Origin of the sequence: Paenarthrobacter sp. NyZ202 (assembly GCF_049860755.1) — a bacterium.
Taxonomy (GTDB): Bacteria; Actinomycetota; Actinomycetes; order Actinomycetales; family Micrococcaceae; genus Arthrobacter.
Genome location: NZ_CP187556.1, coordinates 2,933,670 through 2,957,161 on the forward strand (window position 1 = coordinate 2,933,670; position 23,492 = coordinate 2,957,161).

17 protein-coding genes are annotated in these 23,492 nt (G+C 62.3%); 4 read left to right on the plus strand and 13 right to left on the minus strand.

Annotated elements, in window-relative coordinates; genetic code table 11:
- Positions 1-121 precede the first annotated feature (121 nt).
- Positions 122-1,468, plus strand: coding sequence for a hypothetical protein (locus ACPFL9_RS13625; protein WP_426003300.1), 1,347 nt, complete (start codon positions 122-124; stop codon positions 1,466-1,468).
- Between the two features lie 50 nt (positions 1,469-1,518).
- On the opposite strand, the gene ACPFL9_RS13630 is transcribed toward ACPFL9_RS13625, so the two are convergent.
- Both ACPFL9_RS13630 and ACPFL9_RS13635 read right to left on the minus strand, forming a co-directional pair.
- A complete protein-coding gene (locus ACPFL9_RS13630; RefSeq protein ID WP_426003302.1) occupies positions 1,519-2,049 on the minus strand; it encodes a hypothetical protein in 531 nt (176 codons plus the stop codon).
- Between the two features lie 86 nt (positions 2,050-2,135).
- Complete coding sequence (locus ACPFL9_RS13635; RefSeq protein ID WP_426003303.1) at positions 2,136-2,930, minus strand: hypothetical protein; 795 nt, start codon at positions 2,928-2,930, stop codon at positions 2,136-2,138.
- A 318-nt stretch (positions 2,931-3,248) separates the two neighbouring features.
- Here ACPFL9_RS13635 and ACPFL9_RS13640 point away from each other — a divergent pair, with 318 nt between their 5' ends.
- Complete coding sequence (locus ACPFL9_RS13640) at positions 3,249-6,578, plus strand: chitobiase/beta-hexosaminidase C-terminal domain-containing protein (protein ID WP_426003304.1); 3,330 nt, start codon at positions 3,249-3,251, stop codon at positions 6,576-6,578.
- Positions 6,579-6,666: 88 nt separating this feature from the next.
- Here ACPFL9_RS13640 and ACPFL9_RS13645 read toward each other — a convergent pair whose 3' ends face one another.
- From ACPFL9_RS13645 to ACPFL9_RS13690, 10 genes are all read right to left on the minus strand, one after another.
- On the minus strand, positions 6,667-7,623 hold the full coding sequence (locus ACPFL9_RS13645; protein ID WP_426003305.1) for a glycosyltransferase family 2 protein: 957 nt from the start codon (positions 7,621-7,623) through the stop codon (positions 6,667-6,669).
- 3 nt (positions 7,624-7,626) lie between these two features.
- Positions 7,627-8,112 carry a GtrA family protein gene (locus ACPFL9_RS13650; protein ID WP_426003306.1) on the minus strand — a complete coding sequence of 162 codons (486 nt, stop codon included), beginning with the start codon at positions 8,110-8,112 and terminating at the stop codon, positions 7,627-7,629.
- 2 nt (positions 8,113-8,114) lie between these two features.
- On the minus strand, positions 8,115-10,223 hold the full coding sequence (locus ACPFL9_RS13655) for a DUF6541 family protein (RefSeq protein WP_426003308.1): 2,109 nt from the start codon (positions 10,221-10,223) through the stop codon (positions 8,115-8,117).
- Between the two features lie 70 nt (positions 10,224-10,293).
- Positions 10,294-11,025 carry an ABC transporter ATP-binding protein gene (locus tag ACPFL9_RS13660; RefSeq protein WP_426003309.1) on the minus strand — a complete coding sequence of 244 codons (732 nt, stop codon included), beginning with the start codon at positions 11,023-11,025 and terminating at the stop codon, positions 10,294-10,296.
- Complete coding sequence (locus ACPFL9_RS13665; protein WP_426003311.1) at positions 11,026-11,883, minus strand: ABC transporter permease; 858 nt, start codon at positions 11,881-11,883, stop codon at positions 11,026-11,028.
- 2 nt (positions 11,884-11,885) lie between these two features.
- Complete coding sequence (locus ACPFL9_RS13670) at positions 11,886-13,898, minus strand: glycosyltransferase (RefSeq protein WP_426003312.1); 2,013 nt, start codon at positions 13,896-13,898, stop codon at positions 11,886-11,888.
- The gene (glf, locus tag ACPFL9_RS13675; RefSeq protein ID WP_426003313.1) at positions 13,895-15,079 is read right to left on the minus strand and encodes a UDP-galactopyranose mutase; all 1,185 of its coding nucleotides are present in this window, start codon (positions 15,077-15,079) and stop codon (positions 13,895-13,897) included. The genes ACPFL9_RS13670 and glf overlap by 4 nt, the downstream gene beginning before the upstream one ends.
- A gap of 188 nt (positions 15,080-15,267) precedes the next feature.
- Entirely contained in the window at positions 15,268-16,254 is a 987-nt protein-coding gene (locus ACPFL9_RS13680) for a Gfo/Idh/MocA family oxidoreductase (protein ID WP_426003314.1), read from the minus strand.
- Entirely contained in the window at positions 16,254-17,345 is a 1,092-nt protein-coding gene (locus ACPFL9_RS13685; protein ID WP_426003315.1) for a DegT/DnrJ/EryC1/StrS family aminotransferase, read from the minus strand. The genes ACPFL9_RS13680 and ACPFL9_RS13685 overlap by 1 nt, the downstream gene beginning before the upstream one ends.
- On the minus strand, positions 17,342-17,959 hold the full coding sequence (locus ACPFL9_RS13690) for an acyltransferase (RefSeq protein ID WP_426003316.1): 618 nt from the start codon (positions 17,957-17,959) through the stop codon (positions 17,342-17,344). Before ACPFL9_RS13690 ends, ACPFL9_RS13685 begins: the two co-directional genes overlap by 4 nt.
- A gap of 162 nt (positions 17,960-18,121) precedes the next feature.
- On the opposite strand from ACPFL9_RS13690, the gene ACPFL9_RS13695 reads away from it, so the two are divergent.
- Complete coding sequence (locus tag ACPFL9_RS13695; RefSeq protein ID WP_426003318.1) at positions 18,122-22,381, plus strand: FtsK/SpoIIIE domain-containing protein; 4,260 nt, start codon at positions 18,122-18,124, stop codon at positions 22,379-22,381.
- Between the two features lie 45 nt (positions 22,382-22,426).
- Here ACPFL9_RS13695 and ACPFL9_RS13700 read toward each other — a convergent pair whose 3' ends face one another.
- Complete coding sequence (locus ACPFL9_RS13700; RefSeq protein WP_426003319.1) at positions 22,427-22,930, minus strand: hypothetical protein; 504 nt, start codon at positions 22,928-22,930, stop codon at positions 22,427-22,429.
- 239 nt (positions 22,931-23,169) lie between these two features.
- On the opposite strand from ACPFL9_RS13700, the gene ACPFL9_RS13705 reads away from it, so the two are divergent.
- Positions 23,170-23,418 carry a WhiB family transcriptional regulator gene (locus tag ACPFL9_RS13705; protein ID WP_003804966.1) on the plus strand — a complete coding sequence of 83 codons (249 nt, stop codon included), beginning with the start codon at positions 23,170-23,172 and terminating at the stop codon, positions 23,416-23,418.
- Positions 23,419-23,492 lie beyond the last annotated feature (74 nt).

Below are 23,492 nucleotides of genomic sequence, written 5' to 3' on the forward strand. Positions count from 1 at the left end.
TGTCGATCACATGGTCTAATGAAGGTGGTCTCACGTTTTGGCTGTTCGGCGCATTCGGGAAACGGACTTTGTTTGGGGGCAAGCAAGATCACCCATTGCGCGCAATCAAGGAGTGATCTTTATGGCGTTTAGAGTTGGAACTGCTATCACCGACATAACGCCGTCGCTGAGCACCAATCCGTACATGGCCGGATATGGATCAACCGACGGCGGACGGGAGGCCACCAGCAGTTCTCCGTTCGAGCCCCTGTATGCTCGGGCCATTCTTATCTGGGAGGACGCCCACCCCCATATCATCATCAGCCTGGATGTCCTTGCCCTGCCACGGGCCATGCACCAACGGGTACGTGACAGGATCATCGGGCTGGCCAACTGGTCCAGCAGCGACATCCTGATCCAGGCGACGCACACGCACAACGGTCCTGCCCTGATCGATACCCTGCATCCCTACATGGCCTATGGTGTGTCGGACCTTGGCCTCATCCGCTCCTACAGCGCTGATCTTGAGGACACCATCGTCGATCTTGCCCAGGCCGCACTGGACGCAGACGAAACGCCGGTGACCTTCGATTACAAGGTGTCGTCCCAGAACTTCAGCGCCAACCGGGTCGGCCTGCCCTATACGGAGACCGCAGTTCCGATCCTGGTGGCGCGCCGGGGAAACGGCACCCCTGCGGCAGTGATCTTCAGCTACGGCTGCCATCCGATCAGTGCGGGCCTGCGGACCCTCTTCGACGGCGATTTCGCCTCCGGTGCCTGCAATTACATCGAGAACCGCAATCCGAACTGCTTTGCCATGTTCATCCAGGGCCCCGCAGGCGACCAGGACCCGGGCGGTGTACGCAGCTGGACGCTGCGGGACCAGCACGGCGACGCCCTGGGTGCAACTGTCCACAACAATATGCAATCCGCAGGCCGTGCCTTGAGTGGCCCCATGGTGACCAGGTACCAGGAAGTCCAGCTCCCCTTGGACATCACTCCTACCGCCGGCAACCTGGCAGCTGTCCGCGCGGCCTACGTGGCGCGGCTGGGCAACCCCAACGGCCAGCCCCAGTGGTACCAAAGGCATGCGCAGGTGATGATCGGCCGCATAGACAGCAACAGCTACGAAACCTCCGTGCCGTCACCGTTCCAGGTGTGGAAATTCAACGGCAGTCCGCAGCTGAAGATCGCCATGATCGGCGGTGAACTCGTCAGCGGCTACGCTGCATATTTCCGCAGCAGAAACGGTGGAAACAACGGCATAATCGTCGGCGGATATGCCAATGAATCATGCTGTTACATTCCCAGCAATGAATTCTTCCCCCCTTATATGCCGCTGGGAAGCTACGAGGGTGGTTGGGAACCTGATTTCCCGGGAATTGCCGGTGGATCCATGACGGTGTATGGCCATCTGGCACATTTCAAAGGTGGCACCAATGGGGTGGAAACCACCCTCATCAATGCCATGAATTCACTGCTGGCCTGAATCGAAAATTCACAAGGCGCGGATCCCGCCAAGGGATCCGCGCCTTTTCTTTAAGTGGCAGCGGTTTTCAGCCATCTGGTCAGCAGGGCTGCCTGGGGAGCCAGCGGTGCCAGCGTCAAGGCACCCTTCACCACGGGAACACCGTAGGCGGACAAGGCCGCGGCCAGGTTCCGCGGATCTGTGCGCGTACTGGCCCTGATGATGCGAAGGCACAGCTCCGATGCCTGCCCCGGGGCAGCACCCGCGGCGATGGCGGTGTTGACCGCCGCGGTTTCTTCCGCGGTCAGGACATGCGGGCTGCTGCCAACGTAGGCTACCTGGCAATCCGTGATGTGCATGTAGCGGGTAGAGGCCCACACTTCATCCAGACTTGAGAACTTGCCGATCATGGTGCCGTCCTGGGCCGTACAGGTGAACTGGTACCGGATTAACGGCTCCGGGCGTTCCTCGGGTACTTTGTCGGTCGCGTCCACTGGCGCGGCCTCGAGCCCGGAGGGTTGGGAAGAATTTACGTTGGTTCCTGAGCAACCGGCCAGGGCAATGGTTGCCACACCGAGCTGAAGAACACTGCGCCTGCGCATGTCCACCGAGGGATCCCCACTTCATTCGGATGCTCCCCAGCTCCGCATGCATTGGTTATTCGCCCCAAGCCGTTTCCGGCTGCGTCTTAGTACATCTTCCACCAAATTCCGCATTTGTCACTAGTGAATTTCTGGCCTTCGTCAACCGGGACGCCCGCAAGGGCTTCCTGCATGCCGCCCCGCCCCACGGTTCCACCCCCTGGATCAGCCACCGTCCAGGAGCACTCCCCCGGCGCGGGGCCCTGCTTGACTACCTGGTACGAACCGGGCTGCAGGGACTCCCCGGCGACCACGGAACCGTCACCTGTGCGCGTGCCGTCGGCCCAGCCATTGATGATCCCTGCCTGCGGAGCATCGGGGCACATGGCCGCCGCCGCCAACAACGTCTCCCGTCCGGCTTCGGCGAATCCGCCTGGACCGGTTTCATCGCTGATCCTCGTGCAAAGGCGCAGGACCTCCTCGATCACGGCTTGGGGATCGTCCGTTCCACCTGGCGCGGCAGCATCGATCGCTTGGGCCTCGCGGTTGCTCGGGTCGAAACTTCCGTCCCCTTCGAAGGACACCTCGCAGGACTCGAACCGCGTGTAGTTTGGCGCTGCCCACACTTCGGCCAGGCTCGACAACCGAACCTCCGGGGCAGCGTCAAGGCTCGTGCAGGCGTAGATGAAGCGCCCGGGATCATCCTCTGCCGGCTGCGGAACCTCTCCTGCCGTACCGTCCCGGCTTGGTGGAACGGACGACGGCGGACGGCTGGGTCCTGCTGTTGAGGCGGGACTGGTTGCCTGGGAGCCGGTGGAGCCAGGGCCGGGGGGCGTCGTGGGTACGGTGCAGGCGGCCAGCAGCAGCGCCAGGGGGACGGCCAAGGGAAAAAGTCTGCGCATGATGACCTCCACGTCCATCGTGCGATCGGCCGGTTGCCGGGTCAAGGGATACCCCGCCAACGACCGTCAGCGAGGCGGGAAATTTCTGCGCCCTAGTGACAAATGTGAAAATTGGTGGAAGATGTACGTAGACGCAGCCGGAAACGGCGTGGGGCGAATAACCAATGCATGCGGAGCTGGGGAGCATCCGAATGAAGTGGGGATTCCTCGGTGGACACGCGCAATCGCAGTGTTCTTCAGCATGGTTTGGCATGTGTTGCCCTCGCCGGTCGCTTTAGAACCAAGGGAAAATTCCGGTCGTCAATCCAAGGCCGCACGGTGGGCAGGCCAAGGCACCAAGCCACGGCCTTCCTCGCCGCTGCCAGCATGGCATTGGCCGCGCTGGTCGGTGTACTGACGCCTGCTTCCGCCGTAGCTGACCAGGCCCGCCAGACGGTGGCGACCGGTCTGACGAAGGCTGCGGGAACGCTGGTTGACCCGAACGGCCGGCTGTGGGTTTCAGACGCCCGCGCCGGTTTCTGCCGGGTCACCGAGGCCTCCGGAACCACACCCGGCGGCCTCGAAGCCGCAACCTGCCTGGGCGGAACGCTCCCCGGGCACAAGAACGGCCCGGCTTTGGCCGGAGCCCCGGCAATCATCGACCCAACTCCCGCAAACCACGGCAGCGGCGACGAATTCGCGTTCATCCCGGATGCCGCCGTCGGAAGTTCCGACGTTGTCCGCGCTTACTGGAACCCGGGCGGAGGAGTCTTCGTCTACGACGGCGAACTGACCATCTTCGACGGCGACCTCCGTCCCAACGCTGTCAGCGATGGACCGGACGGCAACATCTATCTTTCGTTCGCCAACGCGCGCTCCATTGTCAAGATCGTCCACCCCACCGCACTGCACCCCAGCATCGAATCCATCGCCAGTGTCAATTCCAGTTCCCTGGGCCTGGCAGCAACACATCGGAACAGCGCCGGGAACGTGGTGGTTTACGTCGCCGAAACATCGGGGCTGACGGTCTTCACAGCACCGGACGATGGTGTGCTCACCAACTACGTCCCTTCGCCCCTGTACAACGTGGGGAAGCCCACCGCCATCTACTATGACTGGCACTCTCCGCTGGTGCTTTACACGGGAACAGGCGGCGGCACAACCACTGCAGATGCCGGCAAGGACACCATTTCCCGTATCGATCTGAGCACAGACACTGTTGATAACCAGTGGGCCCTTGGGTTCAGCAAGATCGGCGGGCTCTCCATGCGCGACGGCAAGCTGCTGGTCCTGGAAGATCCGGGCCAGTTGGATCCGGCCAAGCCGGCGCAACAGGGCAGGCTGCTCACCCTGGGCGGCGTGGTTCCTTCGATTGTCAGCGGCCCGACGGCGGCCAACGGAGCGCAGGCTCCCGACCCCGCTTTCACCAATGACCCAACGCCGACGTTTACGGTGGCCTCGACCCCTCCTGGCGGAGCCCTTGAATGCAGCCTCCAGCTGAGCACGGCCACACCTGTATGGCAGGTTTGCTCCGGTGGATCCTTCACTCCGGCCAACTCCCTGGCCAACGGGGCCTACACCTTCTCGGTCAGGGCCGCACCTTCCGGACTGCCCGTCTCACGGTCATTCACTGTGGACCTGACGGTACCTGCGGCACCGGTGATCACCTCACCGGCTTCCGGTGCGACTGTCAGCGGGTCGCCGGTACTGGGCGTGACCTCCGAATCTGACACCACGCTTTCCTGCTCCGTCGACTCCACGACAACCTTCACGGCATGCAGCAATGGCCACGTCTTCAACCTCGGTACCTCCGGGCAGCACATCCTCCGGGTCAGGGCTTCGGACAAGGCCGGCAACATCAGTGCCGTGGCGTCGGTGACAGTCACCGCTGACCTGACCCCACCCCAGGTGGCCATCAGCTCACCGGCAGAAGGCGCTACAGTGGGCATCTCGCCGTCGTTCGCTTTCGCATCGACCTCAACCGATGTCGCAGGCTTCAGGTGCAGGACCGGGTCGAACGCCTTCACGGCCTGCACCTCGCCCAAGTCCTACACCAACCTGCCCAGCGGCCCCGTAACCTTCACGGTGGAGGCCACTGACAACGCCGGCAACACCGCCACCGCCAGCAGGACCGTGACGGTCTTCGCCCCCGACACCGCGGCTCCCGTAGTATCGGTCGATCCCGCAGGCGGTACCTATGGCCCAAACAGGACGGTGACGCTATCGGTCAATGAGGCAGCCACCATCTACTACACAACGGACGGCAGCACTCCCACCGCGAGCAGCACGGTGTATTCCGGCCCGATCCCCATGGCGTCCATGACCCTGAAATACTTCGCCCGGGACACGGCAGGCAACGCATCAACAGGAGGTAGCCAGACGTACATCGTGGACGCCACGCCACCCGTGCTGACGGTTTCCCCTGCAGCCGGCGCTTATCCGTCCGGTCAGTTGGTCACCTTGTCATCCAGTGAACCCGGTGCCGTTTTCTACACGGTCGACGGAACCACGCCCGCGACCTCTGCCACCGGATCCACCAAGGCATACACGGCACCGTTCACCCTCACTGCAAACACCACGGTGAAAGCGGTCGCAGTCGATGCCTACGGAAACGCCTCGGCCGTGGCCACCAGGGCATACACCGTCCTGGACACCACTGCTCCTGTGGTTTCCGTATCGCCTGCCGGCGGCAGCTACCCTGCCAACCAGCAGATCACCCTCTCCGTCAACGAAACCGGTGCGAGCATCTACTTCACCACCAACGGCACCAACCCGACGGCTACTGCGGCCAACAAGTACGCTGCTCCCATCACGCTCACCGCGGCGATGACGCTGAAATACTTCGCTGTGGACACGGCCAACAACAGTTCCGCAATCGTCACCCAGACCTACACCGTCACGGCACCGCCGGTTAATACCTGGAAGGACTACACGGGCGATGCGAAGAACGACGTCGTGGCCCGCGACAATGGCGGCACGCTGTGGTTGTACCCGGGCAACGGCACCGGCGGTTGGCTGACGCAACGGTCAATCGGAACAGGCTGGAACTCACTCAACGCCATCGTGCCTACCAAGGACTTCAACGGAGACGGCCGCAGCGATATCCTGGCCCGCGACACCAACGGCGTCCTGTGGCTCTACCCGGGCAATGGTGCAGGTGGCCTGGGAACGCGCACTCAGGCAGGAACCGCATGGTCCGGGATGACCCTGATACTGGCACCGGGTGACTTCAACGGTGACGGAAAAGCAGATGTCCTCGCCAGGAACTCCACCGGAGCCTTGATCCTGTACGTTGGCAACGGAACCGGCGGATTCGCCTCAAGTGCCCAGGTCGGTACGGGATGGAACACCATGACAGCCATCCTCAGCACTGGCGACTTCAACGGGGATACCCGGACGGACGTACTGGCCCGGGATACCAACGGAATCCTCTGGCTGTACCCGGGCAATGGAACCGGTGGTTGGCTTGCCCGCGTCCAGGTAGGCAGCGGCTGGAGCGGAATGACTGCCATCGTCGGGCCGGGCGACTTCAACGGGGACGGCAAAAATGACGTCCTGGCCCGTGACTCGGGAGGCAACCTGTTCCTCTACCCGGGCAACGGCACCTCCGGATGGCTCTCACGCAGCCAGGTCGGTTGGGGCTGGGGTGGCTTTACGTCCCTCCCCTAGGGAGAGCCTGCATTAAAGGCGCAGGGCCCGGACGCGTCGCGTCCGGGCCCTGCGCCTTGGTGAAGAACGTGCCCCTTGACGAAAAACGCTAGGCACGTTCCTTCATGGGGTGCATTGTGGGTCTGTCCGGGCTTGCCTGTATGTCCAATTGCAGCGAAACCAGCAGCATCTGGACACCCAGGACAAAGGGCACAACGGCCAGCATCACCGAGCCTGCCGTCGGGGACCCCACACTTGCGGCGAGGACCCAGGCACCCACACCGAGGCCCATGACGATCAGGGCCAGTCCGGCAATCAGGAGCAGAGCCACCGCGGAGAACGACCACACCATGTACTTCCACCACACGCGGCGCCAGAAGCCTCCAAAGAGCATCGCCAAAAGTTCAGGGATGACCTTACGCAGCTTGATGCTGGACACCTCGTTGCCATAGACCGCCGGAATCGGCACGTCCACAATCGGCACATCCAGGATGTTCAGGTGGATCAGGAGGTCATTCTCGAAGCTGTAACGTGCAGCGACCTTGTTCAGCGGAAGTCGACGCAGGACCTCCGTGCGGATGGCCGTGTAGCCGTTCTGCGGATCGAAGATGTGCCAGTAGCCGGACGCCAGCTTGGTCATGAAGGACAATACGATGTTGCCGAAAATACGGTAGCCGGGCATGCCTGCAAAGGACTCGCCGGAGAAGAACCGGTTTGCCTTAGCAAAGCCATACCCTTCGACCACGGGGTCCAGCAGTTGCGGCAGGTACTCCGGATCCATCTGGGCGTCACCGGCCATGACCACGTTGATGTCGGAGCCGAGTTCCATGGCTGCCTTGTGCGCGGTCAGGACCGCACCGCCCACGCCCTGGTTCACCTCATGGCGGATGAGGGTGACCCTGCCGTCGTCGGCGCGGCGCGCAGCGCCCGACGTGTCGTCGGGGCTGCAGTCATCGACAATCACGATGTGGTCCACAAAGTCGGGCATCGTCTTGATAACCGTCGCGATGTGGTTTTCTTCCTTGTACGCCGGCACTACCGCGGCTATTCGCACGCCTCGATACATCGATTATCCTTCGCTGCTGTTAGGGGTGAGTTTTTGGGCAGGCGCGCCGGTGTCCGGCCCGCCTTCTGGAATGGGGCTGGTGTTCTCCGGGTGCTTTTTCTGCGGGAAGATCCAGTGCTTGTAGATGAAGTAGTTCCATCCCATGGTCACGATCGTCGACACCACTTTACCGACGACATATCCGGCGCCGATGAATTCAAAGAACTCAACAATGCCCATCACGGCTACCGTGTTGAAGGCGAGCAGACCGGAGTACCTCAGCACGCCGCCAAGAGCCGTTCCTCCCCCGCCAAAGGCAAAATGGCGCTGGAGGAAGTAGTTGAAGAAAAAGCTGCCCCAGAATCCGGCTCCTGCTGCCAGCCACAAGGGCCAGCCAAAGACCTGGAAACACAGAGCCAGGAGGCCGAGGTCCACCAGGAAGCTCAGTCCGCCGACAACCAGGAAACGGAACAGGCTGGAAGCCAGTACCTTGGCGATGAGTGCCTTCATGGTCAGCAGATCCTTCCAAGCGGGGCGATGCCATCGGGGTTCTTGTTCTCAAGGATTCCGGAAACGCCGTCGAGCTGCACGCGGTCCTTCGCTGCGGCGTCGAACTCCGCTTTTCCACCCGGGAGCTGCGACCAGTCGAGCCGGTACAGGGCAGCGTTGCCCTCGCGCACCACGAGCTCCAGGAACGGGATGGAGTCCGGCTGGGTCAGGCCAGGCTTCGGCTCATCCCAGGCCCGGATCCGGCCATCTGCCACGTAGACCCACTCGATGCCGAGTTCTGCTGCCGCGGCCCGGGCCTCGGAATCGGTGGCGAGCTCCGGCAACTTCTGCAGGACCAGCAACTGGCGGTTGGTCGGAAGAATTTCAAAGTGCCGGATCATGGGCATTCTGTCGCCCAAGGCGTACATCCATACTGATCCGTCGCAGGAGTCGTTGAGCACAGTTGCATCCTGCGGCACGTACTGGTCGATCTTGCTGAGCAGGCCTACCTCTGACGCACTCAGTGTGGCACCATCCACCTTGGTGTTGATGTTGATCCTCTGGGCATTCTGCTTGAAGTACGGGATGGCTGCCACACCACAGGCCAACAGTACGACGGCGGACGCAGCCGCCGTGATGATGTGGTTGGGTCGGCGCTTCGTTCGGGTGCCGGTTTCAGCAGCCGGGGAACGACGAAGCTTCCTGACCAGCCACTCAACGGCCTCCCCGGCTTGGGCGACGCCCAGTCCTGCCAGCGGGACAAGAAGCATCACCAGGATGCCGAAAATCCGCCACTGGTCATCGTAGAAGGGGGCCGTCAGAGTCATGAAACGGGGATTGTCGGTACCCATGGTGTAGACGGAAAGGAAGGCAAAGGCCAACACAGGACCGAAGTACCACCACATGCGGATCCGCAGAACCACTGCGAGGCATCCCAGGGCCACCAGTGCGGTAAGGATGGGCATGGCCATGGAACCGTGATTGAGGAAAATGATGTTCTGGATTGCACCGTTCCGGTCGGTATCCGCAGCCCAGACCTGCTTTGAGACACGTGCCGATTCCTTGAGCATCTGCGCAATGATCGGCAGTCCCAGGATTGCGGCAAGGACACCTGACACAGCGAGGTAGACAGTGATGCCCAGTACCCTGCCCTTGCGGCGGATCAGCGCGGAGAGGAACCAGAAGACCAGGATGGGAAGGACAACGAAAGCAAGCGAGGGGTGGACCGCAATGACGCCGACGGCACCAAAAGCGATGCCGATGATCCAGAACTTCTGCCCCTCCAGCGCACCTTTCACCGCCAGGAATGCGAACGGGCCCACCAGCAGCATCCCTGCAAAGAACGGAATCAACGGTCCGCGCCACAGGAGGTCGTAGGGATACACCGTGAACCAGCCGGAAACGGCCGCCGCTGCAGCAACGGCGATGGGACGGCGGGTCACCAGCATCGTCAGGGCCATGGTGCTGAGCGGCAACTGGATGGCCATCATCACCAGGACAAAAACGTTCAAAAACACCGGAATGCTGACATTGCTCAGCGGCCAGAAAAGGGAAAGAACCGCATGGAACGCAATTGGATAGCTCCGGATCGGAGCCTCCGGAATGGTGGTGTCGTAGTAGGCGAAGTTGCCCGCAATGGAAGGATCCCATTCATGGTTCACGGAGATCAGCCGGATCATGTTGGCGTGCCACGGGATGTCCCAGTCCTGGTTGATGCCCAGGAGGCCTTCAGTGCCGACTATCCACGAGACCGCTGCGACTGCTCCACCGGCGACCAGGCCGGCGAGCATGATCCACCACGAACCTGCAAACCGGTGCTTGCCAAAAATGCTTGGCGTTTCGCGGACTCCGTGGCCGAACTTGTCGGGAAACCGGCGCCGCAGCACCAGACGGACCGCGAAGAGGAGGCCTGCCAAAACCAGCAGGACCGCCGTTACCGGAAGCAGATCCCAGCTCATGCCCAGGGAGTTTCCAGTGACGCCGATGACCGTCAGGACCCCCATGCCGAGCAAGGGTGCCACAACAGGCAGGAGAGTCCTGCGTACCCCAAGCGCCTCGCCGAGGAGCCAACCGGGTCCCCACCACAACACTACGATCAGGAGTACACACAACAGCAGTGGGCCGATACCCATTCCTACGATCGCCTTTCTTAGATGCTCTTGCCGGCCATCCTCAGATAGACGACGTGGGCATTGATGCCTGCTAGTTGCGTTCCCGCAACCAGGCCACAGCTTGGTCTGCGGGCCCTTCGAACTGGACAGTCCCCGAGGACAGCACAACTCCCCTGTCGCAAATGCGCGAAATCATGTCGAGATCGTGGCTGACAACAACCAACGTCCGCCCCTCGTCGGAAAGCTGCTTGATCTTGGCCAGACATTTGCGCTGGAAAGGTTCGTCGCCCACAGCAAGGATCTCATCGACCAGGAAGATATCCGGCTGGGTATGAACGGCCACGGCAAATGCCAGGCGCAGGAACATGCCGGAAGAATAGAACTTCACTTCAGTATCGATGAACTGTTCAATCTCCGAGAAGGCGACGATTTCGTCGAATTTCTCATTGATCTCGTCTTCCGTCATGCCCAGGATGGCGGCGTTCAGGAAGACGTTCTCGCGGCCGGAGAGGTCCGGGTGGAAGCCTGCACCTACCTCAATAAGGCCGGCAACCCTTCCCTTGGTGCGGACCGTTCCCTTGTCGGGAAGAATCACCCCGGAAATAAGCTTCAACAGCGTGGACTTTCCCGAACCGTTGAATCCGAGCAAGGCCACCGTTTCACCCGGCTGGATTTCGAAGCTCACATCATGGAGGGCGTCGAACTTCCTGGAAAGGTCGCCTTTGCGTCCCTTGGCCAGCCACACCAGCGTCTCCTTGAGGGAGTGCGAGTGCCGAAGGTTGAAGGTCTTCTTGAGGTTCTTGACGATAATTGCGGCGCCCATTCAGACCTCCTGCGCGAAGTGGCCTTCGAGCCGGCGGAACACCAGCTGGCCGATGATGAGGAACAGGACAGCCATGCCCAGGCCGGCGAAACCGGTCATCAGCAAGTGCGGCGGCAGTTCAACGGGCCGGTCCACCGTGGGATACCAAAAGGCCCAGTGGAAAAGCTCCACAGCCACTGTGACCGGGTTCAACTGATAGATCGTCAACGCCCAGTCCGGGGCGAGACGACGGATCATGGTCCAGTCGTAAAGCACCGGCGATGTCCACGTGACCACCATCATCAGCATGTCCACGATGTTTTCGGCGTCCCGGAAGAAGACGTTGATCGCGCCTGCCAGCAAGCCCAGGCCTGTGGCAGTTATGGCTACTATCACGAAGCCAAGGGCCGCTCCCAGCAACTGCATGGCATCAGGACGCCATCCGTTCAGGAGGGCCGCAGCCAGCAGCACCACCAGTTGGGGCAGGAAATGGACCGCCGCCACCCACACCGAAGCGACCGGGAAAAGCTCGCGCGGCAGGTAGATCTTCTTGACCAGGGCGGCATTCCACACGATCGAGCGCGTGGCATTGGAAAAGGCTTCCGTGAAGAAGTTGACCACGATGACGCCGGAGAACATGTACAACGCATAGTTGGGGATCTGGTCGCCCACCCGCAGGACAATGCCGAGGGCAAGGAACAGCACGATGTACTGGACCAGCGGCTTTACATATGACCATGCCAGGCCCAGGACCGATCCCCGGTAACGGACCCTGAGCTCCTTGCGGACGATCAGCTTGAGCAGGTACCGACGCCGGAAGACGTCCAGCAGTCCGGCGCCAACCCCGGGTACTGCGTATGTATCAGTGGAATTAGACATCGCTAGTCTGTGGGCTCCGAAGCGTCAAACGTCTCCCGCCAGGAATCCATGGAGGTGATCTCGGGAAGGGCAGCGCGGTACTGGGCACGCAGAGTTTCCCAGTTGGAGAAGAGCTGAGCATGCAACTGGGCGGTCTCGGCGAGCAGGCGGCGGGCCAACTTGGGATCACGCTGGTACCACGAAGCGCCCGTGCCATCGGCGTTGGAGACCACCGCACTGTCCAAGTGCGCAAGGCTCCACCACTTGCCATCCTGGTGTGCCACATGGGCTTCCGGGTTGGTCCTGGCAGCATCGCGGACCGGTGCCAGTGTTTGCTTGAGTACAGTTTTGACAGCCCAGGGAAGCAGGCCCAGTGCGCCCGGCTGCTTGTAGGTCTGCGGCTTCTTCGGCGGACGCTTCCGGAAAACCTCCGGGAATGCCCCGGGATCGGTCTTCACTTGCGAATCGACAAAATCATCGCGCATGGCGCGGAGCTTCGGCATGGTGCTCGGAAGCTGCTCGTGAAGCTTGCCCGGCCCTTCCAGCACGTCCCGCAGCGCCATGATGCGGGCCTGCTCAGGGTAATACTGCATGGAAACAAGGTGCTTGATGTCGGTGTTCAGGCTTTCACGGAAGATGCGGCCGCCCTTGGGGAACGGCGAATGAAGCAAGGTGGCGATCAACCGGTTCCGCTCATGGTAGTACGCCTGCCAGTCCACGGAGTCGTCCTTGTCCGCCCAGGAGACGTGCCATACGGCCGCACCGGGAAGCGTCACAGTCGGGAATCCGTTTGCACGTCCACGAAGCGAGTACTCCGCGTCATCCCACTTGATGAAAACGGGGAGGGACAAGCCAATCGTCTCGACCACCGTCTTGGGAATCAGGCACATCCACCAGCCGTTGTAGTCGGCATCCCAGCGGCGGTGGAGCAACTGGGTGGACCGCAGGCCCTCCGCGGAGAAATCGTGGTTGCCCAGGCCTTCAACGGGGCCCCACAGGAAGCGGTAGAAGTTCACTACCTCGGCGTAGGCGTGCAGGACTGACTTGTTGTACATGTCGAACATGTGACCGCCCACGATGGTGGGTTTGCGGCAGAGGTCCGCGAATGCCACTGCACGCCGGACGCCTTCCGTTTCCAGTTCGATGTCATCGTCCAGCAGCATGACGTAGTCGCTCTTGTCCGAGACGAGCATTTCATACATGTTCCGGGCGAAACCGCCAGAGCCGCCAAGGTTGCCTTGGTTGATGATGCGGAGCTGGTCCCCCATGGAGGCGGCTACAGCGTCGAATCCGTCCTCGTCTGCCACCTTCTTGTTGCCCTGGTCCACGATGATCAGTTCGGCGAGGATCCCGCGCAAGCCGGCATCGGCGTCGATCGATTTGATCGTCTCCAGGCAGTAGTCAGCGCGGTTGAACGTGGTGACGCCAAGCGTCACTTTGCCCTGCGGACGGCCCTCATCCGGTACGGCCCAATGCGCACTGCGCAGCGTCATGCCCTCGCCGCCTGCGATGAGGTCGAACCAGTACCAGCCGCCGTCGCCGAATGGCGCGAGCGTCAGTTCGAAATCATTGGAAGCGTTGCCTTCGACGAGGATGGAGTCGACGCGCTGGGCAGCACCGCGTGCGTTCGACCTGTACACGATGACCGTGCCTTCACCTTCGGTCTCAATGTGGAGAACGGTCTTTGTGGCGATGGTCCACTTGCGCCAGTAGCTGGCCGGGAACGCGTTGAAATAGGAACCGAAGGAAAGACGCTCGCCGCGCCGGACCTGGACGGACCCGCGGTCCAGGATGTCCTCGGGATGCAGCTTCCGGGCCATTCCCACGGCCTGGACCACTGTGCCGCCGTTGTCGTCCTGCTTGCGGACCTTGTTGGTGTCCGGATCGACATACAGGGGAAGGGTGTCGAGGTCCCGGTTGGCCGGGAAGACAACCCGCTGGACAATCCTCAGGCCATCCTTGGTGGAGGCCGGAGCTTCAGCAGCAGTGGTGGCCGTCATGGCAGTCTCCTGGCTTTCGTTCTTCGTGGCGGTCATGCGTCGACTCCGCCGCTTTCAAGCTTGGCGCCGCCGGTAAAATGCGGCTTGATCTTGTTGTCGAACATGGACAGGGCGGATCCAATGGCCATGTGCATGTCAAGGTACTTGTAGGTGCCAAGGCGGCCGCCGAACAGTACCGACTTTTCCCCCCGCGCAAGATCGCGGTAGGCCAGCAGCTTGGTGCGGTCTTCGGCGGTGTTCACGGGGTAGTAAGGCTCATCGCCCTTCTCCGCGAAACGCGAGAACTCACGCATGATGACGGTCGCGTCCTTGGTGTAGTCGCGCTCGGGGTGGAAGTGCCGGAACTCGTGGATGCGGGTATATGCCGCTTCAGCGTCGGGATAGTTCATGACAGCGCAGCCTTGGAAGTCCTCGATGGGAAGGACTTCTTCTTCAAGATCGATGGTGCGCCATGACAGGTCGCCCTCGGCATAGTCGAAGTACCGGTCCACCGGGCCCGTGTAGATGACGGGGACCTGGCCAAGGACCGAGGACCGGCCAAATTCGCCGTCCTCGAAAAAGTCAGTGTTGAGGATGACCTCGATGTTCGGGTGATCCGCCATGCGTTCGATCCACGCGGTATAGCCGTCAACCGGAAGGCCTTCGTACGTGTCGTTGAAGTAGCGGTTGTCGTAGTTGTACCGGACAGGGAGGCGGGAAATGATCTCCGCCGGCAGATCCTTGGGATCAGTCTGCCACTGCTTGCCGGTGTAGTGCTTGATGAATGCTTCGTAGAGCGGGCGGCCAATCAGCTGGATGCCCTTGTCATTCAGGTTCTGCGGATCCGTGCCCGCCAGCTCGCCCGCCTGCTCCGCGATCAGTGCGCGGGCTTCGGACGGACTCATGGCCGAACGGAAGAACTGGTTGATGGTGCCCAGGTTGATGGGCATCGGGTACACCTCGCCCTTGTGGCTGGTGTAGACCTTGTGCTGGTAGTTGGTGAACTTGGTGAAGTTGTTCACGTAATCCCAGACACGCTCATTGGAGGTGTGGAAGAGGTGTGCCCCGTAACGGTGCACCTCGATTCCGGTCTTCTCCTCATTCTCGCTGTAGGCGTTTCCTCCAATATGGTGGCGGCGATCCAGAACCGCAACCTTCAGCCCCAACTCGGTAGCGGCGCGTTCTGCAATGGTCAGGCCAAAGAAACCCGAGCCGACGACGACGAGATCAGCGTTCACAAACTCTCCTGTGTATTGGCGTGCGGGCACAGAAGTGCCCACGTCTACTGGTCAAGGCTACCCGACGTGCCGCGGGTTCCCCGATTCGGCACCAGTGCCGGGCACTGGTCATCAGCCCCCGGAAACGGCGAGGGGAGGCTGGCCCACAGCCAACCTCCCCCATCGCAAACCATGGCTGGCCTGCCGTTTCAGAGTGCTATCACAGCACCTGACTTGGCCGAATCCAGGACGGCTTCAGCAACGCGCAGGGTCTCCAGGCCTTCGGCCATGGTGACAATGTTCATGGACTTGCCAAGGACAGCGTCCCGGAAGGCCTCGTGCTCCATCTTCAACGGTTCGCGCTTGGCAAGGGCAAACCGGGTGGAAGAGCCCTCTGAAACGCCACGGAAAGCTGCCACGGAGTCCCAGTCGGTCTGGAAGGTGCCATTTTCAACGAACGTCAGATCGGCCGAAATCGTGTCGGCGATGAAGGCACCACGTTCGCCAAGGACCACCGTGGTGCGTTCCTTCATGGGTGACAACCAGTTGACGATGTGGTTGGTGACCACACCGCTCTTGAGGTGGCCGATTGCCGTGACCATGTCTTCGTGCTCACGGCCGCTGCGGGAGGTCGTGTGGGCAACAACGTTGACGAAGTTGCTCTGGGCCAGCCATGCCGTGAGGTCGATGTCGTGCGTGGCCAGGTCCTTGACCACTCCGACGTCCGCGATGCGGGCCGGGAACGGCCCCTGTCGCCGTGTGCTGATCTGGTAGACCTCACCGAGGTCGCCATTGCCAAGACGGTCCCGCAGGCTCTGCAATGAGGGGTTGAAGCGCTCGATGTGCCCTACCGCGCCCACGAGGCCCTTGGCTTCGAAGGCCTCGGCGATGCGGCGTCCGGACTCGGAGTCGTTCGCAATGGGCTTTTCCACCAGGCAGTGGACACCGGCTTCAGCGAGCTGAAGGGCTACTTCCTCGTGCAGGATCGTGGGCACGGCGGCAACCGCCATATCGATCCCTTGGGCGATGAGCTCTTCGACCGAGCCGTAAACCGTCAAACCGTCGGCTACATTGTGCGGGTCGCCATACGAATCCGCGACGGCGACCAAGTCAACGCCGTCAAGTTCACGAATGACCCGGGCATGGTGGCGTCCCATCATGCCCAACCCGATGAGCCCTGCGCGGAGGTTCGCCACTAGCTGCCTGCCTTTGCGACGGCGTTAACGGCCTCGACAATACGCTCCAGGTCATCCTGGCTGAGGGACGGGTGTACCGGCAGCGACAACACGCTGGCTGCTGCTTCCTCCGTGGCAGGAAGGTCGTCGGAAGTCTGGAAGGGGGCCAGCCTGTGGTTTGGAATGGGGTAGTAAACACCCGATCCGACGTTGTATTCCTCGCGGAGGGCTTTGGCGAAGCCGTCGCGGTCCTCTTCTACCCGGACGGTGTACTGGTGGTAGACGTGTTCGTAGCCCTCGGCGACCTTGGGCGTGACAACACCTTCGATGTTGGCGTCGAAGAAAGCAGCGTTTGCCTGGCGGGTCTTGGTCCAGGCTTCAACCTTGGTCAGCTGAACGCGGCCGATCGCTGCATGGATGTTGGTCATGCGGGCGTTGAAGCCCACCAGCTCGTTTTCGTACTGGCGCTCCATGCCCTGGTTGCGCAGAAGGCGGAGGCGGCGCTCGACGTCAGCCAGCCCGGTGCTGACCATGCCGCCCTCCCCCGATGTCATGTTCTTGGTGGGATAGAGGCTGAACATGGCAAAGTCACCGAAGGTACCCACCTTGCGCCCGTTGACCGAAGCACCATGCGCCTGTGCCGCGTCCTCAAACACCTTGACTCCATGCTTGGCGGCGAGGGCCCCAATGGCGTCTACGTTAAAAGGGTGGCCGTAGAGGTGCACCGGCATGATCGCCGCCGTGCGGTCGGTGATCTTCGACTCCACGGAGGCCGGGTCAAGCGTGTAGTGGACCGGATCGACGTCGGCAAATACGGGAGTAGCGCCTGTCAATGCCACGGAGTTGGCGGTTGCTGCGAAAGTGAAGGACGGAACGATGACTTCGTCGCCCGCACCAATGCCTGCGGCGAGGAGGCCGAGGTGGAGGCCCGAGGTACCGGAGTTAACGGCGACGGCCGCCCGGCCATCCAGGAGGACCTGGGAGAACTCCTGCTCGAAGGACGCAACCTCCGAGCCCTGCGCGAGCTGTCCCGAGGCAAGGACAACCTCCACGGCTTTACGCTCTTCGTCGCCAATGATGGGTTTGGCGGGGGGAATGAATTCGGGGCTCATGCCTCTACCTCTCGAAGGGTTTCGTTTTCTTCAACATATTTGGCGCCGGTCTCAGGGCAAACCCAGGCATCACCGCTGCGCTGCAGCGGGAATCCCGCTTTTCCGACCCATCCGTGCCGCTTGGCGGGGACACCAACCATCAAGGCGAAGTCAGGTACGTCTTTTGCGACGACCGCTCCTGCGGCAACCGTGGCCCAACGGCCGATCGTTACGGGTGCAACACAGACAGCGCGGGCTCCGATGGAGGCACCCTCGCGGATGGTAACGCCGACGGGTTCCCAGTCATGGGCGCTTTTCAGGCTGCCGTCGGGGCCGACCGCCCGCGGATAAGTATCGTTGGTAAGGACCACCGCAGGTCCGATAAAGACCCCTGCTTCCAGTTCCGCAGGTTCGTAGACCAGCGCGTAATTCTGGACCTTGCAGTTATCACCCATCTTGACGCCGGTACCGATGTAGGCACCCCGTCCTACGATGCAGTTGGCTCCCAACTCCGCCTTCTCACGGACTTGGGCCAGATGCCAGATCTTGGATCCCTCACCAATTTGCGCCTCGTCCGAAACATCGGCGCTCTCTGCAACCACTATCACCGGTGAAGGTCCTTCCTCATTGAGCACACGCGACAACGAGTCTCATCTTAGCCGAGACGCAATGCCCTCGCGTCAAGGCCGCGGGGCACGGAGTTGCGGAAGTTTTCCACATAGCGCAACAGCCTAACAGCACCCCGCTGCCGTCATTCATAGCCTGATGGAACAATCCACCTACCTGAAGGGACACCCGTGACGCTGGAGTGCACGCTCGTACACGGCCCTGCCGCCGCAAACCCCGGAGCAGTGGAGGAACTGTCCCTTGAAGTTGCCCCGGGCACCTCCGGGGAAGCGCTGCAGGTTGCCCTTGAGGATGCCCGCGGAGTGGGCACCCTGTTTGTCGACGGCCAGGAGCTTTCCCGGCTCACGGTGGGGAATCCTCCGTTGGTGGCAGGCGCGGTCCTGGTCAACGGGGCAGAACCGCGGGCAGAACAGACCAGCACGGCACGGCTTCTGTTGCTCGCGCACTCGGGGCCGGCTGCGGGTTCCGTTTTTCCCCTTGTCCGCGGGACCTACCGCATCGGACGCGGTGACGCAGACATCGCTGTCTCCGACCCTGGAATGTCCCGGCACCACGCGGTACTCCGCATGTCCGGCACTGCCCTCGAGCTAGCAGCCACAGGACGCTGTAACCCGGTCTTCGTGGATGGCGTCATGACCGAGGCCACCACCGTCACTTCGCAATCACTCATCAAGGCAGGCCACTCCACCTTTACCGCCTACACCTGTACTCCTTGTGGCCCGGACATAGCTGCTGAAGCGGGACGCTCGGTGGCATCCGCTATGGAAGTCCGCAGGGTCCGCCCCGCCGGAAACCGATGGGCTTTGGCAGCAACTGCCGGCTTGCCGCTGCTGGCAGGTGTCGGGCTTGCCATGGCTACGGGCATGTGGATGTTCCTGGGTTTCACGGTGATGTCAGCCGTCAGCCTTCTTGTGCCGGCACTGGCTACCCGCAGGGCACGCCGGGAGTTCGCGCAGGACGTGGCCGAAGCTGCTGCCCGGGACAAACGACGCCGGGAGCGCGGCTCGCCGTCGGCGGCCGATCTTGTGCTGGCTGCATCCTTCCACTCAAGCCCGGGCGGCAACAGCCGCCCGGGCGCTGCCATAAGGCCCCTTGCCGCCCTTCAGCCGGAGGAGGACCGTCAGGATCACCGTGCGGGACCGCGCGATGTGTGGCTGCGGCTCGGCCTCTCCGATGCCCGGGCCAATATCGCGGTCGTTCCCGACGATCCCAGGTTCGTGCCACCTTCCATCGGGACTGTTCCAGTCACGCTGGACCCTCGCCACAAGGCAGTGGCTCTCCGCGGGAGCAACGGACACGTCGACGCCTTGGTGAGATTCATCCTGATGCAGATGGCCTTCTACGCGCCCGGGTCTCCGTTGATTGTGGCCGGGCACCACGAAAGACTGCCCTCCGCAGCCAGGTTCCTGCCCGCAGGGAGTCTGGCGGCGAATGGATCTGCCGCCCTGTCCGCGCTGAACTCCTTCCGGGGAAAGGGCAGCGGGATGCTGGTCATCCTTGACCCATCGGTTCTCGGGGAACCGGGAGAGCCGGGGTCGCTTGTCGAAACCGCCTTGGCGATGTCCTGGCGCGTCGTACTTCACGCCCCGATGGGATCCGAATACCCCTGGAAAGCCGATGTCGTCCTGGAACTGGGAACGGCCGGGACTTCGGCGCTGATGGTTGACGGCACGACACGGCATGAGTTTGTTCCCGACCTGGTGCCGGCACAGGCCTTTAATCGGTTTGCCCGCGGTATCGGCCGGGCAGGTTCCGATGGAAAGCTGCCCGTCGCGGGCGTCCCCACGTATTGCCCCTTGCCAACCCTCCTGCCAGCGGGTGCCCGCAGTATCCAGCGGCGCTGGACCAAATCGGACGCGGACATCGGCCTCCGCGCTGTTCTGGGTGTGGATGCCCAGGGTGAGGTGGAATTCGATTTCCACACGGACGGCCCGCACCTCCTCATCGGGGGAACCACGGGTTCGGGCAAGTCTGAACTGCTGAGAACCCTGGTGGCGTCCATGGCCCTGAGATATCCACCGGATGTCCTGCAGTTCCTGTTCGTTGATTTCAAGGGAGGCTCCGGGCTGGGACTCCTGGGTGGTCTTCCACACTGCGTGGGAATGGTGACCGATATCGGCGGGCAGGCGTTGGGCCGTGTCCTGGCGTCACTGCGTGGTGAGATCCGTCGGCGCGAGACAATCTTTACTGAAGCCCGCGTATCCGCGCTGGTGGAATACCGGCAAGGAAGGGTTCCCTCTGACCCGGTCATCGCCTCCTTGGTGATCGTTATCGACGAATTCAGGATGCTTGTTGATGACGCGCCAGCGGTCCTGGCTGAGCTTATGCGGATCGCCACGATCGGGCGGTCGCTGGGCATTCATCTGGTCATGGCTACCCAGCGGCCCCAGGGCGCAGTGACGGCGGACATCCGCGCCAACGTGACGTCCAGCATCGCACTCCGTGTCCAGTCCGACGCTGAATCGATGGACATCATCAGGTCAAAATCTGCAGCATCGATCCCGATTACTCTTCCAGGGCGATCATTCCTCGCAAGAGCTGCGGGTCAGCCGGAGGAATTCCAAGCAGCCACCTTGGACACGACGGATCGCAGTGGGAGCGGATGCCGGTCACCCTTTGCATCCCCGGGGGTTCCGGGCCGGACGCAACGAACCGTGGTTGTTCGATCGGCCGCGGAGGCATTGCTCCAGGTGGCAGGGGGCACCCGGCCTGCAACGGCCAGCCAGGATCCAACTGCAACCCGGGCAGGGGCAGACACGATCATCGCCGGAACAACGATTGCCTGGCGTGGCCTGGAAAGGGAACTCCCCCCTCCACCCATGGCAGAACCGCTTCCTTCTTCTGTTCCCTGGGACCAGGACATTCAGGCCGTCCTCGGCGAGGCACGGGATCCCGGGCGGGGATGCGTACTGGGTGTCCTGGACCGGCCCGAACAACAGGCACTGGAGGTCTTGGCCTGGTGTTGCCACCAGGGGCATCTCGCCATGATCGGGAGCATCTCCAGCGGAATGCCTGAGGCCTTCAGGGCAGCCGCTGCACTGGCAGCAGCACAAGGGACAGAACCCCACCTTTACATCCTGGACGCGCACGGAATGTTCCCCGACGTTTTCCATCCCGGCACCCAGCATCCGGATACTCAGGGTCCGGGCACTCAGCATCCCGGCACCCAGCATCCGGACAGCCAGCATTCGGGCACTGAGAATCCGGACACAGTGAACGCCACCTCGACAACCGCGGGGATTCCTGACTCCATCGGGGCCCTGGTGGGACTTCACCAGGTTTCCCTCGCGCTTAAGGTACTCCAACGCCTTGCGGACGAAATGGCCCGTCGCCGGGCTGCCGCGGGTTCGCACCAGAAACCCCCGGCGCTGCTTCTGGTAGTCACCGGTTGGTGTTCCTGGGCGTCAGCATTCCGCGAGTGCCGGTCGGCCTGGGCCGAAGACCTCTTCAGGGATATCGTCCGCGACGGTGCCGCAGTGGGCGTCACGGTGCTCGTGTCCGGAGAAAGGGAACTTGTGAGCGCCCGCTTTTTCGGGTCGATACCCAACCGCGCCTTTTTCCCAGCAGATTCCACGGAAGAATCACGGTTCCATTGGCCACGCATTCCGGACCTAGATCCCGTTCCCGGCAGGGCATGGACCATGGGTAGCTTCGTGGGGGGCTCCGCTGCGGCCGCCCAGTTCCGTTCTCCACCTGTCTTGGGAACCTGGCCTTTCAGGCGCCTCGCACCAGCAACCAGTCTGCCCTTCCGGGTCCGGCCCCTGCCCGGCACGGTGACCCGTCAACAGTTCCACGCCGCCATGGCCAACACCTTCGGAGCACCACAGAACCCTGATGTGGCCCCCGTCCCCCGGATGGTCACCCCCTCAGGAACCTCGACAGGCCCACTGGATCTATGGGTTGGGTTGGGAGGTGACGACGCCGTGCCCATTGCGTTGCCCCTACCGCCCGGCGGTATATGTACCGTGCTCGGCGGCCGGCTTTCCGGCAAGAGCTCCCTGCTGGCGGCCCTCCGGGAGCTGAATCCCGGCGTTCCATGGATCGCCTCCAACGACCCCCGCTCCCCCGAAGCCTTCCTTGCGGCCGCGGCCGCCGCGGCCGAGGCCGGAACCCTGGATAGCTCCAGCGTTCTTCAACTGGACGACGCTGATCAGCTGGGTGCAGACGGACGCCGTATTTTGGCCTTTCTCAAAGACAAGGTGCGTGGGCTAGTGCTGACCGCAACATCCGGGCCAACGCTCGTCCAGCGGCTCCCCCTGGCAGTTGAGGCGCAATCATCGGGTGCAGGTGCGGTCCTTATGCCGCGTTCGCCCCTGGACGGCGACTTTTTCAACATCCGGCTGGAAGCCGACCCCGGAGCTGGCGCGGGAAGGGGATACATCGTGCAGCACGGACGGCTGCAGCCATTCCAAGCGGCGTATACCGTTTGACCCGGCACCACCCACGGGCTGCAGAACCTGGTCCACGGGGGTGGCCTACAAGGCAGCGGTGCTTCCCCCCACCTTGGAAGCATAGGCAATGACGTCCTTGGTGAACAGGAAAACGAGCGCTGCAAGGGCGGGAACGATCATGGCCAACCCGGGAAGGACCAGTCCGCCGGTCATCGTCGGAAAACCGATGGTCAGGACAAAAAGCTGGGCCACCAAAGCAGCCGCGCGGGTCCATCGGTACCCCCTGAACAGGAAGTGTCCAACAGCGAACAACCAGGCCGCGAAAACCAACAAGAGACCCAGTGTGAAGACGGCACCCCAGAAGGTGAGCACCGGGGCCCCGGAGATAAGTTCGAACGCGTACCATGCCGCAGCACCGAGCAACGCCAGGGCCTCCAGCAAGACAACAACGGAGATGACAACAACTCCGGGAGGTCGGGCGCTGCCCGCTGCACCGGACGAACCGCCCCTGTCGGAGCGCCCGATGGCGCCATCGCTTGGATCCGGTCCATGGTCCGGTTGAGCAGGGTTTTCAGGAGGTCTTGACACACTGGCACACTACCGGACATAGTCATCTAGCGGTGAGGGCAGTGGCGGCTGATGTGATGCATCGCTCACGGATTCCGGGCATTTCAACGACTAATACCCCTTGTTTACAAGGCGTTAACATGAAACGCTTGACTCAGACGACCAAGGGGGCCCATGCGGGCCCCTTTCCTTTGAAGCCTCTCGTGAATGTTTTCACAAGACGGCTCCCCTAGTTCTCACGAATGGAGTGACTGATCAGCATGGATTGGCGTAACCGCGCAGCCTGCCTCGACAAGGACCCGGAGCTCTTCTTCCCAGTCGGCAACACGGGACCAGCACTTCTGCAGATTGAGGAAGCCAAGAGCGTTTGCCGCCGCTGCCCCGTCGTTGACACCTGCCTGCAGTGGGCCCTTGAGTCCGGTCAGGACGCAGGCGTCTGGGGTGGCATGAGCGAAGACGAACGGCGCGCCCTCAAGCGGCGTGCAGCACGCGCCCGTCGCGCTTCCTAGGCAGGCACACCAGAAACTAAGGCTGCGGACCATGGTCCGCAGCCTTAGTCATTTAACAACGGCATCCTGCGTCT

What these genes read in the sequence shown, in the direction of transcription:
- ACPFL9_RS13705 (WP_003804966.1), top strand. Translation starts at nt 23,170, where the DNA reads ATGGATTGGCGTAACCGCGCAGCCTGCCTCGACAAGGACCCGGAGCTC.
- ACPFL9_RS13685 (WP_426003315.1), bottom strand. Translation starts at nt 17,345, where the DNA reads ATGAGCCCCGAATTCATTCCCCCCGCCAAACCCATCATTGGCGACGAA.
- ACPFL9_RS13630 (WP_426003302.1), bottom strand. Translation starts at nt 2,049, where the DNA reads ATGCGCAGGCGCAGTGTTCTTCAGCTCGGTGTGGCAACCATTGCCCTG.
- ACPFL9_RS13625 (WP_426003300.1), top strand. Translation starts at nt 122, where the DNA reads ATGGCGTTTAGAGTTGGAACTGCTATCACCGACATAACGCCGTCGCTG.
- ACPFL9_RS13650 (WP_426003306.1), bottom strand. Translation starts at nt 8,112, where the DNA reads ATGAAGGCACTCATCGCCAAGGTACTGGCTTCCAGCCTGTTCCGTTTC.
- ACPFL9_RS13645 (WP_426003305.1), bottom strand. Translation starts at nt 7,623, where the DNA reads ATGTATCGAGGCGTGCGAATAGCCGCGGTAGTGCCGGCGTACAAGGAA.
- ACPFL9_RS13665 (WP_426003311.1), bottom strand. Translation starts at nt 11,883, where the DNA reads ATGTCTAATTCCACTGATACATACGCAGTACCCGGGGTTGGCGCCGGA.
- ACPFL9_RS13635 (WP_426003303.1), bottom strand. Translation starts at nt 2,930, where the DNA reads ATGCGCAGACTTTTTCCCTTGGCCGTCCCCCTGGCGCTGCTGCTGGCC.
- ACPFL9_RS13660 (WP_426003309.1), bottom strand. Translation starts at nt 11,025, where the DNA reads ATGGGCGCCGCAATTATCGTCAAGAACCTCAAGAAGACCTTCAACCTT.
- ACPFL9_RS13670 (WP_426003312.1), bottom strand. Translation starts at nt 13,898, where the DNA reads ATGACCGCCACGAAGAACGAAAGCCAGGAGACTGCCATGACGGCCACC.
- ACPFL9_RS13655 (WP_426003308.1), bottom strand. Translation starts at nt 10,223, where the DNA reads ATGGGTATCGGCCCACTGCTGTTGTGTGTACTCCTGATCGTAGTGTTG.